This is a genomic window from Pseudomonas sp. BIGb0558, from assembly GCF_024807515.1.
Taxonomy (GTDB): Bacteria; Pseudomonadota; Gammaproteobacteria; order Pseudomonadales; family Pseudomonadaceae; genus Aquipseudomonas; species Aquipseudomonas yamanorum_A.
In genome coordinates this window covers 24,153-37,616 of the sequence record NZ_JANUEW010000032.1, presented here as the reverse complement: position 1 = coordinate 37,616, position 13,464 = coordinate 24,153, and the positions used below count along the sequence as shown (strand labels likewise).

Annotated in this window: 13 protein-coding genes; 5 read left to right on the top strand and 8 right to left on the bottom strand. The window is 61.4% G+C overall.

From position 1 onward, the window contains the following. The first annotated feature begins 86 nt into the window (after positions 1–86). From M2400_RS26480 to glsB, 4 genes are all read left to right on the top strand, one after another. Positions 87–1,244, top strand: a complete 1,158-nt coding sequence (locus M2400_RS26480; protein WP_405046201.1) for a Gfo/Idh/MocA family protein — start codon at positions 87–89, stop codon at positions 1,242–1,244. A 14-nt stretch (positions 1,245–1,258) separates the two neighbouring features. After that, positions 1,259–2,311 carry a sugar phosphate isomerase/epimerase gene (locus M2400_RS26475; protein WP_259198124.1) on the top strand — a complete coding sequence of 351 codons (1,053 nt, stop codon included), beginning with the start codon at positions 1,259–1,261 and terminating at the stop codon, positions 2,309–2,311. Between the two features lie 42 nt (positions 2,312–2,353). After that, positions 2,354–3,574, top strand: coding sequence for a nucleoside permease (locus tag M2400_RS26470; protein WP_177047594.1), 1,221 nt, complete (start codon positions 2,354–2,356; stop codon positions 3,572–3,574). Positions 3,575–3,797: 223 nt separating this feature from the next. After that, the gene (gene glsB / locus M2400_RS26465) at positions 3,798–4,706 is read left to right on the top strand and encodes a glutaminase B (RefSeq protein WP_177047596.1); all 909 of its coding nucleotides are present in this window, start codon (positions 3,798–3,800) and stop codon (positions 4,704–4,706) included. Between the two features lie 43 nt (positions 4,707–4,749). Here the strand turns inward: glsB and M2400_RS26460 are convergent, their stop codons facing one another. The 6 genes from M2400_RS26460 to M2400_RS26435 form a co-directional block, all read right to left on the bottom strand. Then, the gene (locus M2400_RS26460) at positions 4,750–5,097 is read right to left on the bottom strand and encodes a DUF6124 family protein (RefSeq protein WP_259198122.1); all 348 of its coding nucleotides are present in this window, start codon (positions 5,095–5,097) and stop codon (positions 4,750–4,752) included. A 313-nt stretch (positions 5,098–5,410) separates the two neighbouring features. Further along, positions 5,411–6,178 carry a methanethiol S-methyltransferase gene (gene mddA / locus M2400_RS26455; RefSeq protein WP_259198119.1) on the bottom strand — a complete coding sequence of 256 codons (768 nt, stop codon included), beginning with the start codon at positions 6,176–6,178 and terminating at the stop codon, positions 5,411–5,413. A 72-nt stretch (positions 6,179–6,250) separates the two neighbouring features. Next, the gene (locus tag M2400_RS26450) at positions 6,251–7,519 is read right to left on the bottom strand and encodes an FAD-binding oxidoreductase (protein ID WP_177076598.1); all 1,269 of its coding nucleotides are present in this window, start codon (positions 7,517–7,519) and stop codon (positions 6,251–6,253) included. Further along, the gene (locus M2400_RS26445) at positions 7,516–8,268 is read right to left on the bottom strand and encodes an amino acid ABC transporter ATP-binding protein (RefSeq protein WP_177114525.1); all 753 of its coding nucleotides are present in this window, start codon (positions 8,266–8,268) and stop codon (positions 7,516–7,518) included. The genes M2400_RS26450 and M2400_RS26445 overlap by 4 nt, the downstream gene beginning before the upstream one ends. Next, complete coding sequence (ehuD, locus tag M2400_RS26440; RefSeq protein ID WP_008435412.1) at positions 8,265–8,933, bottom strand: ectoine/hydroxyectoine ABC transporter permease subunit EhuD; 669 nt, start codon at positions 8,931–8,933, stop codon at positions 8,265–8,267. The genes M2400_RS26445 and ehuD overlap by 4 nt, the downstream gene beginning before the upstream one ends. Beyond that, entirely contained in the window at positions 8,930–9,712 is a 783-nt protein-coding gene (locus M2400_RS26435) for an ABC transporter substrate-binding protein (RefSeq protein ID WP_259198113.1), read from the bottom strand. The genes ehuD and M2400_RS26435 overlap by 4 nt, the downstream gene beginning before the upstream one ends. 215 nt (positions 9,713–9,927) lie before the next feature. On the opposite strand from M2400_RS26435, the gene M2400_RS26430 reads away from it, so the two are divergent. Continuing rightward, entirely contained in the window at positions 9,928–10,707 is a 780-nt protein-coding gene (locus M2400_RS26430; RefSeq protein WP_177114527.1) for an IclR family transcriptional regulator, read from the top strand. Positions 10,708–10,903: 196 nt separating this feature from the next. Here M2400_RS26430 and M2400_RS26425 read toward each other — a convergent pair whose 3' ends face one another. After that, entirely contained in the window at positions 10,904–12,148 is a 1,245-nt protein-coding gene (locus M2400_RS26425; RefSeq protein WP_177047612.1) for a saccharopine dehydrogenase family protein, read from the bottom strand. A 29-nt stretch (positions 12,149–12,177) separates the two neighbouring features. After that, positions 12,178–13,275: a carboxynorspermidine decarboxylase gene (locus M2400_RS26420; RefSeq protein WP_259198109.1), complete on the bottom strand. Its 1,098-nt coding sequence runs from the start codon at positions 13,273–13,275 to the stop codon at positions 12,178–12,180. Positions 13,276–13,464 lie beyond the last annotated feature (189 nt).

The following is a 13,464-nucleotide window of genomic DNA, read 5'->3' as shown; positions in this document are numbered from 1 at the left end:
CACCGCGTGCAACTGGGCCTAAATTTCCGGCATGATGTAACCGGTTACATCATGATCGGTAAACGCCCCAAAAGAGAAGACTTGCGATGACGGCAGTGCTGCAGAAAATAAGAATGGGCTTTGTGGGCGGCGGCGAGGGCGCCTTCATTGGCCAGGCTCACCGCCAGGCGGCGGGCCTGGATGGCGGTTATGAGCTGGTGTGCGGAGCCTTCAGCCGCCAGCCCGAGAACAACCGCAATACCGGCAACGCCCTGGGCTTGCCCGCGGCCCGCTGCTACAGCGACTGGCAGCAGATGCTGGCCGCCGAGCAGGCGCTCCCGGCCGACCAGCGCATGCAGTTGCTGGTGATCGTTACCCCCAATCACCTGCATGCGCCCATTGCGACCCAGGCGTTGCAGGCGGGCTTTCATGTGTTCAGCGAGAAACCTGCCGCCCTCAACCTTGCTCAAGTGCAGGCGCTGGCAGAGGTCGTCAACACCAGCCCCGGACTCTACGGGCTGGCACACACCTACCTGGGCTACCCGATGGTGTGGCAAGCACGCGACATGGTGCGCAGCGGCGTCATCGGCACCCTGCGCAAGGTGATCGTCGAGTACCCCCAGGGTTGGCTCAGCCAGGACGTGGCCGGGCAGGGCAACAAACAGGCGGACTGGCGCAGCCGTCCCGAGCTGTCGGGGCTGGGCGGCTGCATCGGCGACATTGGCACCCACGCCTTTTCCCTGGCCGAATTCATCGCTGACCAACCGATCGAACAGCTCTGCGCCAGCCTGGGCATCCACGTACCTGGCCGCCAACTGGACGACGATGCCGCGATGTTGTTCAAGATGGCGGCCGGCGCCAGCGGCGTGCTGATCGCCAGCCAAGTGTGTGCCGGTGAAGAGAACCCGCTGAAGATCCGCCTGTATGGCGACAAAGGCGGCCTGGAATGGCGCCAGGAAGAACCCGCCAGCCTGATCCACCGTTCCCTCGATCAACCCCTGCGCATCCTGCGCTCCGGCACCGGCCAGCCCTGGCTGTGCGACGCGGCACTGCAACGCATGCGTCTGCCCGCCGGGCATCCCGAGGGTTATCTCGAAGCCATGGCCAACCTCTACCGCGACTTCGCCAGCGCCATTCGCCAAGGCACCGAAGCCGTCGGCGTGCCCGGCATCGAAGTCGGCGTACGCGGCATGGCCTTTATCGAAGCCGTGATCGCCAACCATCGCGGTGACGCGAAGTGGACGACCCTGGCCAGCCATCTATGAAGGAGATCACAGACATGCGCGGCCCCGGTATTTTTCTCGCCCAGTTCATTTCGGACGAAGCGCCTTTCGACACCCTCGCCAACATCGCCCAATGGGCAGCGTCCCAGGGCTACAACGCGATCCAGTTGCCCACACTCGGTACCCGCTATATCGACCTGGCCCGCGCCGCTGAAAGCCAGGCCTACTGCGACGAACTCAAGGCGACCTGCGCCCACGCCGGCGTCGAAATCAGCGAGCTGTCGACCCACCTGCAAGGCCAACTGGTGGCCGTGCATCCGGCATTCGACACGCTGTTCGACGACTTCGCCCCGGCCCATCTGCGGGGCCAACCCCAGGCGCGCACCGAGTGGGCCATCGAGCAATTGAAACTCGCCGCCCGCGCCAGCCAACGCCTTGGCTTAAGCGCACACGCGACCTTCTCCGGCGCGCTGCTCTGGCCCTACATCTACCCGTGGCCACAGCGCCCCGGCGGCCTGGTGGAACAAGGCTTCGCCGAGTTGGCCAAGCGCTGGCTGCCGATCCTCGATTGCTTCGAAGCTGCCGGTGTCGACCTGTGCTACGAAATCCACCCCGGTGAAGACCTGCACGACGGCGCCTCCTTCGAACGCTTCCTCGAAGCCGTCGACCACCATCCCCGGGCGAACATTCTCTACGACCCCAGCCACCTGCTGCTGCAGCAAATGGACTACCTGGGCTTCATCGACCGCTACCACGCGCGCATTCGCATGTTCCACGTCAAGGATGCCGAGTTTCGCCCCGATGCGCGCTCCGGTGTCTATGGCGGCTATCAGGGATGGGTCGACCGCCCCGGGCGTTTCCGCTCATTGGGCGACGGCCAGATCGACTTCAAATCGATCTTCAGCAAGCTTACCCAATATGACTTCAAGGGCTGGGCCGTGCTGGAGTGGGAATGCTGCCTGAAGGATGCACAGCAAGGCGCGGCAGAAGGGGCGGCGTTCATCCGGCAGCACATGATCCGCAAGACCACCAAGGCGTTCGATGACTTTGCCGGTGTGACATCCGACGAGCAATCCAACCGACGGCTGCTGGGCCTGCCCGACGCCTGAACACCGCTTCTGACCCAAAATAACAATAAAACGGTGACCACAATGAAAGCGCGACTGAGCGTCATGATGTTCCTACAATTCTTTATCTGGGGCGGCTGGTTCGTCACCCTCGGTACCTTCCTCGCCAGCAACCTGGGGGCCAATGGCGGGCAAATCGGCATGGCGTTTTCCACCCAGTCGTGGGGCGCGATTATCGCCCCGTTTATCATCGGCCTGATCGCCGACCGCTACTTCAACGCCGAGCGCATCCTGGCGGTGCTGCACCTGATCGGCGCGGTGCTGCTCTACCAGTTGTACCGCGCGCCGGACTTCGTCGGCTTTTATCCCTACGTACTGGCGTACATGGTCATCTACATGCCGACCCTGGCCCTGGTGAACTCGGTGGCCTTCCGGCAAATGAGCGACCCGGCCCAGGAGTTCTCGCGCATCCGCGTGTGGGGCACCCTGGGCTGGATCGTCGCGGGGTTGGTGATCAGCTTTGTGTTCGCCTGGGATTCCCAGCAGTCGATCACCACCGGCGCCTTGCGCAACACCTTCCTGATGTCTGCCATCGCCTCATTGGTGCTGGGTTTCTACAGCTTCACCTTGCCGCGTACCGCGCCGTTGAAGGCCGAGGCGGGCAGTGGTGGTATCAAGCAACTGCTGGGGCTGGATGCGCTGGGCTTGCTCAAGGACCGCAGCTACCTGGTGTTCTTCATCGCCTCGATCCTGATCTGCATTCCCCTGGCGTTTTACTACCAGAACGCCAACCCGTTTCTCGCGGAAATCGGCGTGACCAACCCGACGGCAAAAATGGCCATCGGGCAAGTGTCCGAGGTGTTGTTCATGCTGCTGTTGCCGCTGTTCATCCAGCGCTTCGGTATCAAGATCGCGTTGTTGGTGGGCATGCTGGCCTGGGCGCTGCGCTATGCACTGTTCGCCTATGGCAACAACGGTGAGTTGGCGTTCATGCTGTTTACCGGGATCGCGCTGCATGGCATCTGCTACGACTTCTTCTTTGTCTCGGGGCAGATCTACACCGACGCCAAGGCCCCGGAGCGCTTCAGGAGTTCGGCCCAGGGGCTGATTACCCTGGCCACCTACGGCGTGGGCATGTTGATCGGGTTCTGGGTGGCAGGGCAGGTGACTGACCACTACGCGGCGGCCGGTGGCAGCCATGACTGGCGCAGCATCTGGCTGTTCCCGGCGGGGTTTGCGTTGCTGATCTTTTTTTGTTTTTCGGTGGCCTTCAAGGGGCGGGAGCGTGTAGCGGGTCAAAGGTAGGAGCTGGCTTGCCTGCGATAGCATCACCTCGGTGCAACTGATACATCGAGGTGTCTGCATCGCAGGCAAGCCAGCTCCCACATTGATTTTCTTTGCTTGTTGGAACGCCTGAAGGCCCTTTTTTTGCGCTGTCAGCGAGATTGAACACACCCGTAAGTCCCGGCGTTTCAGGTATCCTCCGCGCCCGCCAATCATTATTTTCCAAACCATGCCCGAACACAACATGCAGTCCCTGTTGGAGTCGATCCTCGACGAAGTCCGTCCACTGATCGGCCTCGGCAAGGTCGCCGACTACATCCCCGCGCTCGCCGACGTGCCGGCGCAGCAACTGGGCATTGCCGTGTATGGCAATGACGGCTCGTCCTACTGCGCGGGCGATGCCCACACCTTGTTCTCCGTGCAGAGCATCTCCAAGGTGTTCAGCCTGGTGCAGGCCATCGACCATGGCGGCGAAAGCATCTGGGAGCGCCTGGGCCACGAACCGTCGGGGCAGCCGTTCAACTCCATGGTGCAACTGGAGTTCGAGCGCGGGCGGCCACGCAACCCGTTTATCAATGCCGGCGCGCTGGTGATCTGCGACATCAACCAGTCGCGCTTTGCCGTGCCTATCCTGTCCATGCGCGACTTCGTGCGACGGCTGTCGGGCAACCCGCAGATCCTGGTCAACAGCGTCGTGGCCGAATCCGAAGCCCAGCATGGTGCGCGAAATGCTGCGATGGCGTACCTGATGAAGTCGTTCGGCAACTTCCACAACGATGTGGACGCGGTGCTGCACAGCTACTTCAACTACTGCGCGTTGCAGATGAGCTGCCTGGACCTGGCCAAGGCGTTTTGCTTCCTGGCGAATGAAGGCGTGTGCACCCACAGCGGCGAGCAGATTCTGACGGCGCGCCAGACCAAACAGGTGAACTCGATCATGGCCACCAGCGGGCTGTATGACGAGGCGGGGAATTTTGCGTATCGCGTTGGCTTGCCGGGCAAGAGCGGGGTAGGCGGCGGGATTCTCGCGGTGGTGCCGGGGCAGTTTACGGTGTGCGTGTGGTCGCCGGAGTTGAATGCAGCCGGGAATTCGTTGGCGGGGATGAAGGCGTTGGAGCTGTTGAGTGAGCGGATTGGGTGGTCGGTGTTCTAGGGCTTGATTGCTCCCACGCGTGTGGGAGCAATCATTACGATCATTAGCGCGGGCAGGTTTGCGCGCAGCTATCCAGCGCTTTGTCGACCAGCATCTGCACACCTTCCAGCATCCGGCAAATGCCCAGCGCCACATTGCGTTGGGTGCCGTCGACTTCGAAGGCCAAGTGAGCGGCGATGACATTGATCGACGCCAGGTCTTGCGAGGCGTTGGCCAGCAGGGTTTCTGTGTCCAGGTCCTTACGCACGGTAAATAATCCATCGAACGGTAGCTCGGTGGGTTCGGGCGTTTGGGGTTGGGCGTCAGGTTTCAGGTAGTGGTGGATGGCGCGGTAAGCGGCTTCTTGAAGCCGGTCGGCATGATTTGGGGGATTTGGACTGTCTTTAATCATGGTGAAACTCCAAGGGGAATGGAGCTGCCACGATTCGCGGTCAAACGAATTAGGGTGGCAGCTATACGCGGGTTGACCGACCGGTCCCAAGGAAACCCGGCATACCCGAAGGTATCCCGCGTACAGCTGCCGCGACACGATACAACAGACGTAAAAAAAACGCCTGAGTCGATGTTGGCACAGGTGTACTTGGGAGTGGCGGACGGTCAAATCCGGCCGCTGAATTGGCAGCGACTGCGGGAGGTTAGTCAGCCCGAGTCCGACCGACAACCTGAAACAGTTGTCGGAAAAATCCGAGCACGAACCTTGACCTTCACCGCTGACCTTTCCGACGCCACGGCAGTACCATGCCGACCTCTTTCTGATAGCGCCGGTAGGTCTCCCCAAACAGCGCCACCAGATCCTTTTCTTCAAAGTGCGCCCCAATGAAGATGTAGGCCGTGAAGGCCAGCGCAAACAGCAGATGCCCGACGGTCATGTCCGGGGTTGCCCAGAACGCGATCAGGAACCCCAGGTACAGCGGGTGACGAACAACCTTGTACAGCAACGGTGTCTTGAACGGTTGGGCGCGGGGTTTTGCGCCCCGAAGGTGATCAATCGCTTGCTTGAGGCCGAACAGTTCGAAGTGGCTGATCAGTAACGTTGCCACAAAAACCACTGCCCAACCTGTCCAGAACAAACCGGTTATCAACGCCTTTGCGAGTGGAGAGTCCGCCGTCCAGACAGGTGCGGTGATGGGCTGCCACAGCCAGAACATCAACCCGAGTATCAGGCTGCTGACCAACACATAGGTGGAGCGCTCAATGGTCGCCGGAATGAACCGGGTCAGGCGTGTCTTGAAGCCCGTACGGGCCATGACCGAATGCTGAATCGCAAACAGCGTGATCAGGCCAAGGTCGGTCAACGCTGCCAGATGCCAGTCGAGGAGGGGCCCGTCATCAATATGTTTGGGCACTGCCAGGTGGCCAAGAAAGCCAATCAGGTACACGACGCTGAGCAAAAAGATCCCATAGCTGACGGCGCTATAGAACAGCATGGCCAGGCGTGCTGCCGGTCCGTTTGCCGTTGTTCCACTGTTCACGGACGACTCCTTTCGTACAGGTTGGGGCTGGGGGCCGGGGCAGGGGCGCGACGAAAAGCGCGCCCCTCGTTCTCAGCTCACATTCAAGCGATCGAGCAAGCTGTACCACGCCACGCCCGCGCCGATGTAGAACCGTTGCAATCCATGCAAGGGTAGTCGCTGCAGCGGGGTTACCGGATAGGAAAAGTCCGAGCGGCTGTCACATAAACGTCCCGCCAGTTGCTGGCCCAGGCTGGTGCACAACGCAATCCCGCGTCCATTGCAGCCCAAGGCCAGGGTCAGCCCCGGCGCAGGTTCGTGAACGTGGGGCATAAAGTCCCGGGTGATCGCGATCCGTCCCGCCCAGCGGTACTCAAAGTCCAGCTTGCCCAACTGCGGAAACAGCAGCGCCAGCGAGCGCTCCAGGTGCGCAAAATCTGCCGGCCCGGTGGGGTCGTTGAACAGCCCGCGTCCGCCCATCAGCAGGCGGCCATGGGCGTCCTTGCGAAAGTACAGCAGCAGGCGTTGGGCGGTTGAGACGGTTTCCTGCCCCGGCAAAATGCTGTCTGCCGCAGGCCCGTTCAATGGCCGGGTGGCGACGATAAAACTGTTGGCCGCCAGCACGCTCTGGGCCATGCCGGGCCACAAGTCGCCGCTGTAGCCGTTGGTAGCCAATACCACCTGGCCGGCCGACACCTGTGCGCCGCTGGCGGTCTGCAACTTCCAGCCGGCGCCCGCCTGTTGCATCGCGGTCACTGCGCTTTGTCCGTGAATGCGCACCCCCACCGCCTGCGCAGCGCGCACCAGCCCGCGTGCATAGGCCAGCGGTTGAATGGCCCCGGCGCGGCCGTCCAGCCAGCCACCGGCAAACGCCTGGCTGCCCATGCGAGAGGACACTGCGTTGGCATCCAGGCGCTGCACCGGTACCCCGCGTCGCTCCCACTGTTCGGCCCGGGCATGCAGGCCCGCCACGCCTTTTTCGGAATAGGAAACCTGCATCCAGCCCTTGCGTGTGGGGGCGCAGTCGATTCCATGGCGCTGGATCAGGTTGAACACCAGGTCGGCCGAGCTGGACACGGTATGGATCAGCGGCTCGGCGCGCGCGGCGCCGTACATCTGCACCAGTTGATCCGGGTCGTATTTGAGTGTCGGGTTGACCTGCCCGCCATTGCGCCCGGACGCGCCCCAGCCGGGTTCGTTGGCTTCCAGCACGCACACGCTCACGCCGCGCTCCGCCAGGTGCAGGGCCGTGGACAAACCGGTGTACCCGGCACCGACGATGGCCACGTCGACCTTGATGGATTCCGCCAACGCGGGCGTCGGCGGTGCGGCAGGTGCTGTCGCTGCCCAGAGTGACTTCATGACAGGCTCCGGGTGTTGGCCGTCGGGTGCAGCACGCGGCGCAGGAAGTCCTGGGTACGCGGCTGTTGCGGGTTGCCCAGCACTTGCTCCGCTGGCCCGCTCTCCACGATGTAGCCGCCGTGCAGGAAGCACACGCGGTCGGCCACTTCCCGGGCAAAGCCCATTTCGTGGGTCACCACGATCATGGTCATGCCTTCATCGGCCAGGGTGCGCATCACCTCCAGCACGTCGCCCACCAGTTCCGGGTCGAGGGCCGAGGTGGGTTCGTCGAACAGCATCGCATCGGGCTTCATCGCCAGCGCGCGGGCGATGGCGACGCGTTGCTGCTGGCCGCCGGAGAGTTGTTCCGGGTAGGCATCGGCCTTGGCCGACAGGCCGACTTTATCCAGCAGCGCCAAGGCTTCTTCCCGCGCCTGTTTCAGCGGTTCGCGTTTGACGTACACCGGGCCTTCCATCACGTTTTCCAGCACGGTGCGATGGGGGAACAGGTTGAAGCGCTGGAACACCATGCCCATGCGGCTGCGCAGGGCGTGCACGGTCTTGCTGCCACGTTGCACGGTCTCGCCGAACACGTTGATAGTGCCGCCGTCGTAGGCTTCGAGGGCGTTGATGCAGCGCAGCAAGGTGGACTTGCCCGAGCCGGACGGGCCGATCAGGCACACCACTTCGCCCTTGGCCACGTCCAGGTCAACGCCGTGCAGCACACGATGGGTGCCGTAGTGTTTTTGCAGTTGGCGAATCTCGATCATGCTTTTTTCCTCCGGCCCAGGTGCTGTTCCATGCGGCGCAGGCCATACACCAGCGGCAGGCTCATCAGCAGGTAGAGCAGGGCGACCAGGGTGTAGACGGTCATGTTCTGGAAGGTCGACGAGGCGATCAGTTGGCCCTGGCGCGTCATCTCGGCCACGGTGATGGTCGACACCAGGGATGAGTCCTTGAGCATCATCACCAGGGTGTTGCCGTAAGGCGGCAGGGCGATGCGAAAGGCCTGGGGCAGGATCACCCGGCGCATCATCAGCACCGAGCGCATCCCCAGGGCTTCGGCGGCTTCACGCTGGCCTTGCTCGACCGCGATGATGCCGGTGCGGAAGTTCTCCGCCTGGTACGCCGAATAGGCGATGCCCATGCCGATCACACCCGCCTGGAACGCGCTGAGGTGCACGCCCATGTCCGGCAACACGAAGTAGATGTAGAACAGCTGCACGATGATCGGCAGGCCGCGAATCACGTTGATCACCGTGCTCGCCGCCCACGACAGCGCCTTGATCGGCGACAGCTTGAGCAGCGCCAGCACCAGGCCGATGGCGCTGCTGAGCAGGAACGACAGCACGGTAATCTGGATCGTCACCCACGCGCCTTGCAGCAGGATCGGCAGGAAGTCCTGGGCGTTCTGCAGGAATTCAGCCGGGTTCATGGCTGCACCTGGGCATCAAGCCCCCACTTCTTCAGGATCGCCTCCAGGGTGCCGTCAGCCTTGATGCTGGCGATGGCCTGGTTCAGGCGTGCGAGGGTTTCGCTGTCGCCCTTGCGCACCACCAGGCACACCTCGCCGACGTTGACCGGCTTGTAGTCGGCGGCGAGCTTCACGCCTTTGAAAAGCTTCTGGCGGATCTGGTACGCCACCACCGGCTGGTCGCCCACGGCGGCCTTGATACGGTCCAGGCTCAGGTCCCGCACCATTTCACCGATGGAGTCGTAGGTGCGGATTTCCTTGAAGATGCCGAGCTTGTTGAGCATGTCGTAGAAGATCGTGCCGGCTTGCACGCCCACCACCTGGTCTTTCAGGGAGCTGAGGTCGGGATAGGCGGCATTGTCGTCGGCGCTGACGATCAGGCCTTCGCCGTAGGCGTACACCGGGGCGCTGAAGTCGACGACTTTGGTGCGCTCTTCGGTCTTGAGCATGCCGGCGGCGATGAAGTCGAGCTTGCCGGAGGTCAGCGAAGGAATCAGCGCGGCAAAGTTGGTCTGCTCGATTTCGCTGGTGAAACCACCGGCCTTGCCCACGGCATTGGCGACATCGACCATCACGCCCTGGATGCTGTTGCTCTTGATGTCGAGGAAGGTAAACGGCGAGCCGCTGGCCGTTGCACCGACTTTGTACGAGGCTGCACCGGCGGCGTGCACGGTTGCCACGCAAAAGGTGGCGCAGAGGCCAAAGGCGAGGCGGCGAAACAAGGGCGAAAGACTGTTCATCGGGTTACTCCAGAAGGAAAACGGATCGTCAGTACCGCAAGCGGCTGGAGAGGAAACCGCAAGCTCTGTGCCATTTCGATTCAATAAAATCGTTTAGTGGAATAGAAAATCGACAAAGTGAACCATTCGTATCGATATGCGATTTTTAGTGGTCGGATTTCGCGCTTTGGTGTAGAAATATCGCCACGCTTGATCGACCTGACCGCGAGTCCGCCATGTCTGAAGAACGCAACAGCTTGCACAACCAATCCCTGGAAAAAGGCCTGTCGGTGCTCAAGGCATTCAGCGCACAGCGCCGCAGCATGAGCCTTGCAGAGGTGGCCGAGGCCGCCGGCATGACCAAAAGCTCGGCCCAGCGCATGGTGTTTACCCTGGAGAGCCTGGGTTACCTTCGGAAACACTCGCGCACCCGTCATTACCAACTCACACCCCGGGTGCTGGAGTTGGGCTTCAGTTATCTGGATGCGCATTCGTTGATTGAAGTGGCCAACCCGTTCTTGTCGGAATTGACTCGGCTGACCGGAGAAACCTCGTGCCTGACGGAGCCTGCGGGTTACGACATGACGTACATCGCGCGCTTCGTCAGCTCAGGCTTTGTGCCGGTGCACATGCCGATTGGCTCGCGGGTGCCGATGTACTGCACGGCGTCGGGCCGGGCGTATTTGAGTGCGTTGCCGCCGGATGAGGCGTTGGCGTTGATCGAGCACAGCCAGCGGGTGGCGCACACCAGCCAGACGTTGACGGACGTCGACAGGATCATGGAGTCGTTGCAGCAGGTGCGCGAGCAGGGCTATGCGGTGAATGGGCAGGAGCTGTTCCTGGGGGACATGACCATCGGCGCGCCGGTGCTGGGGGCGAATGGCCGGCCGGTGGCGGCGGTGCATGTGGTGGCGCCCACCAGTCGCTGGAGCCGGGCGGATGCCGAGAAGCAGCTGGCGCCGGCGTTGTTGCAGTGTTCAAGGGCGTTGAGTAATTCGGCGCGCAATCTTGAATAAAAGTGAACACCGTCAGTGTGGGAGCTGGCTTGCCTGCGATAGCGGCGTGTCAGGCAATATAACCTGCACTGACCCACCGCTATCGCAGGCAAGCCAGCTCCCACATTTGATTTTCATTGGGTTTGAGGTTTGGGTTGGCCCCAACAAAAAATGCGCCCCATCGGGCGCATTTTTTTGTGCGGTCAGCTATCGCCTGTCAGGCAATCGCATCCCAGGCACGGTCACCGTTCTCGTCTTTGATCCGAGTCGGCAAGCCCATCACGTCCAGCGCTTTGAGGAACGGCTCAGCCGGCAGTTCCTCGACGTTGGCCATGTGCTTCACATCCCACTCGCCACGGGCAACCAGCAGCGCTGCGGCTACAGGCGGAACGCCGGCGGTGTAGGAGATGCCCTGGCTGTCGGTCTCGGCGAAGGCTTCTTCGTGGCAGGCCACGTTGTAGATGAACAGCTCGCGTGGCTGGCCATCCTTGGTGCCCTTGACCAGGTCGCCGATGCAGGTCTTGCCGGTGTAGCCCGGTGCCAGCGACGACGGGTCAGGCAGCACGGCCTTGACCAGTTTCAGCGGCACGACTTCCAGGCCTTCGGCGGTAGTGACCGGTTTTTCGGAGAGCAGGCCGAGGTTTTTCAGCACGGTGAACACGTTGATGTAGTGTTCGCCGAAGCTCATCCAGAAACGCACGTTGGGCACGTCGAGGTTTTTCGACAGCGAGTGCACTTCATCGTGGCCGGTCAGGTACAGGTTCTGCGAACCGACCACAGGCAGGTCGTCGGTACGTTTGACTTCGAACATGGTGTTGCTGGTCCACTGGCTGTTCTGCCAGCTCCACACCTGTCCGGTGAATTCGCGGAAGTTGATTTCCGGGTCGAAATTGGTGGCGAAATATTTGCCGTGGGAGCCGGCATTGACGTCGAGAATGTCGATCGAATCAATGCGGTCGAAATGCTTTTGTTGCGCCAGCGCTGCATAAGCGTTGACCACACCCGGGTCGAAGCCCACGCCAAGAATGGCCGTGATGTTCTTCTGTTTGCACTCTTCCAGGTGGTTCCATTCGTAGTTGCCGTACCACGGCGGGGTCTCGCAGACCTTGCCCGGCTCTTCGTGGATGGCGGTGTCGAGGTACGCCACGCCCGTGTCGATGCAGGCACGCAGTACCGACATGTTGAGGAACGCGGAACCGACGTTGATGACGATCTGCGATTCGGTCTCGCGGATCAGAGCCTTGGTCGCTTCCACGTCCAGAGCGTTCAGCGCGAAGGCCTGGATGTCGGCGGGTACCTTGAGGCTACCCTTGGCCTTGACGCTTGCGATGATGGCCTGGCATTTGGAGATGTTGCGCGACGCGATAGCAATACGACCGAGTTCGTCGTTGTGCTGCGCGCACTTGTGGGCCACCACCTTGGCGACACCTCCTGCACCAATGATAAGAACGTTCTTTTTCAATTGCTTTATCTCTCCTTTATCTGTCCGCTTTACGAAAGGCTGGACAGGTAGTCGTCGTAACCAAATTCACGAACCACTTCGACTGTACCGTCGAGTTGTTTCACTACGATGGACGGCATTTTCAGGCCGTTGAACCAGTTTTTCTTGACCATGGTGTAGCCTGCCGTGTCGATGAACGACAGTCGATCGCCGATGGCCAGCGGCTGATCAAATTGGTATTCGCCGAAGATGTCCCCGGCCAGGCACGACTTGCCGCACACCATGTAGGTGTGTTCGCCACTGCTTGGCGCCAGCTTGGCGTTCAGGCGATAGATCAGCAGGTCCAGCAGGTGGGCTTCGATGGAGCTGTCTACCACGGCGAGGTGCTTGCCGTTGTAGAGGGTGTCGAGCACGGTCACTTCCAGGGAGGCGCTGTTGGTGATCGCCGCTTCGCCGGGTTCCAGGTACACCTGCACGTCGTACTTCTGCGAGAACGCCTTGAGGCGCTGGCAGAAGGCGTCGATGGCATAGCCTTCACCGGTGAAGTGGATGCCGCCGCCGAGGCTGACCCAGTTGACCTTGTGCAGCAGTGCGCCGAAGCGTTCTTCGATGGTGTTGAGCATCTGGTCGAACAGGTTGAAGTCACCGTTCTCGCAGTTGTTGTGGAACATGAAGCCGGAGATCTGCTCGATCACGCCTTCGATCTTCACCGGGTCCCATTCGCCCAGGCGGCTGAACGGGCGCGCCGGGTCGGCCAGCAGGTAGTCGGAGCTGCTCACTTGCGGGTTGACGCGCAGGCCGCGGGTCTTGCCTTCGCTGCGCTCGGCAAAGCGCTGCAGCTGGCTGATGGAGTTGAAGATGATCTTGTCGCAGTTATCCAGCATCTCTTCGATTTCATCGTCGGCCCAGGCCACGCTGTAGGCGTGGGCTTCACCTTCGAACTTCTGGCGACCCAGCTTCAACTCGTACAGCGACGACGAGGTGGTGCCGTCCATGTATTCCTGCATCAGGTCGAACACCGACCAGGTAGCGAAACACTTGAGGGCCAGCAGAGCCTTGGCGCCGGACTGTTCGCGCACGTAGGCGATCTTCTGCATGTTGACCAGAAGCTTCTGTTTGTCGATGAGGTAGTACGGCGTTTTGATCATTTTCAGAGCCTGCGGCGGTGCCTGCCAAAAAAGGACACGCATTGTGCCCGCACTTGGGACAGATCGAAAGGTTAGTCAGCGGAATTTGCGCGCCCGGTTATAAGCTGACCTGTGAATATGACAGCCTGTGGGTATGATGAGCCGCATTGGAAACGGATCCCGGCTTTGGCGACGAGAGGTGAGAATGGA

Bases quoted from the DNA above. Each gene is read 5' to 3' on its own strand.
- M2400_RS26450 (WP_177076598.1), bottom strand. From the start codon at position 7,519: ATGAAGTCACTCTGGGCAGCGACAGCACCTGCCGCACCGCCGACGCCC.
- M2400_RS26475 (WP_259198124.1), top strand. From the start codon at position 1,259: ATGCGCGGCCCCGGTATTTTTCTCGCCCAGTTCATTTCGGACGAAGCG.
- M2400_RS26460 (WP_259198122.1), bottom strand. From the start codon at position 5,097: ATGATTAAAGACAGTCCAAATCCCCCAAATCATGCCGACCGGCTTCAA.
- M2400_RS26435 (WP_259198113.1), bottom strand. From the start codon at position 9,712: ATGAACAGTCTTTCGCCCTTGTTTCGCCGCCTCGCCTTTGGCCTCTGC.
- M2400_RS26445 (WP_177114525.1), bottom strand. From the start codon at position 8,268: ATGATCGAGATTCGCCAACTGCAAAAACACTACGGCACCCATCGTGTG.
- M2400_RS26470 (WP_177047594.1), top strand. From the start codon at position 2,354: ATGAAAGCGCGACTGAGCGTCATGATGTTCCTACAATTCTTTATCTGG.
- M2400_RS26430 (WP_177114527.1), top strand. From the start codon at position 9,928: ATGTCTGAAGAACGCAACAGCTTGCACAACCAATCCCTGGAAAAAGGC.
- M2400_RS26420 (WP_259198109.1), bottom strand. From the start codon at position 13,275: ATGATCAAAACGCCGTACTACCTCATCGACAAACAGAAGCTTCTGGTC.
- glsB (WP_177047596.1), top strand. From the start codon at position 3,798: ATGCAGTCCCTGTTGGAGTCGATCCTCGACGAAGTCCGTCCACTGATC.
- ehuD (WP_008435412.1), bottom strand. From the start codon at position 8,933: ATGAACCCGGCTGAATTCCTGCAGAACGCCCAGGACTTCCTGCCGATC.
- M2400_RS26480 (WP_405046201.1), top strand. From the start codon at position 87: ATGACGGCAGTGCTGCAGAAAATAAGAATGGGCTTTGTGGGCGGCGGC.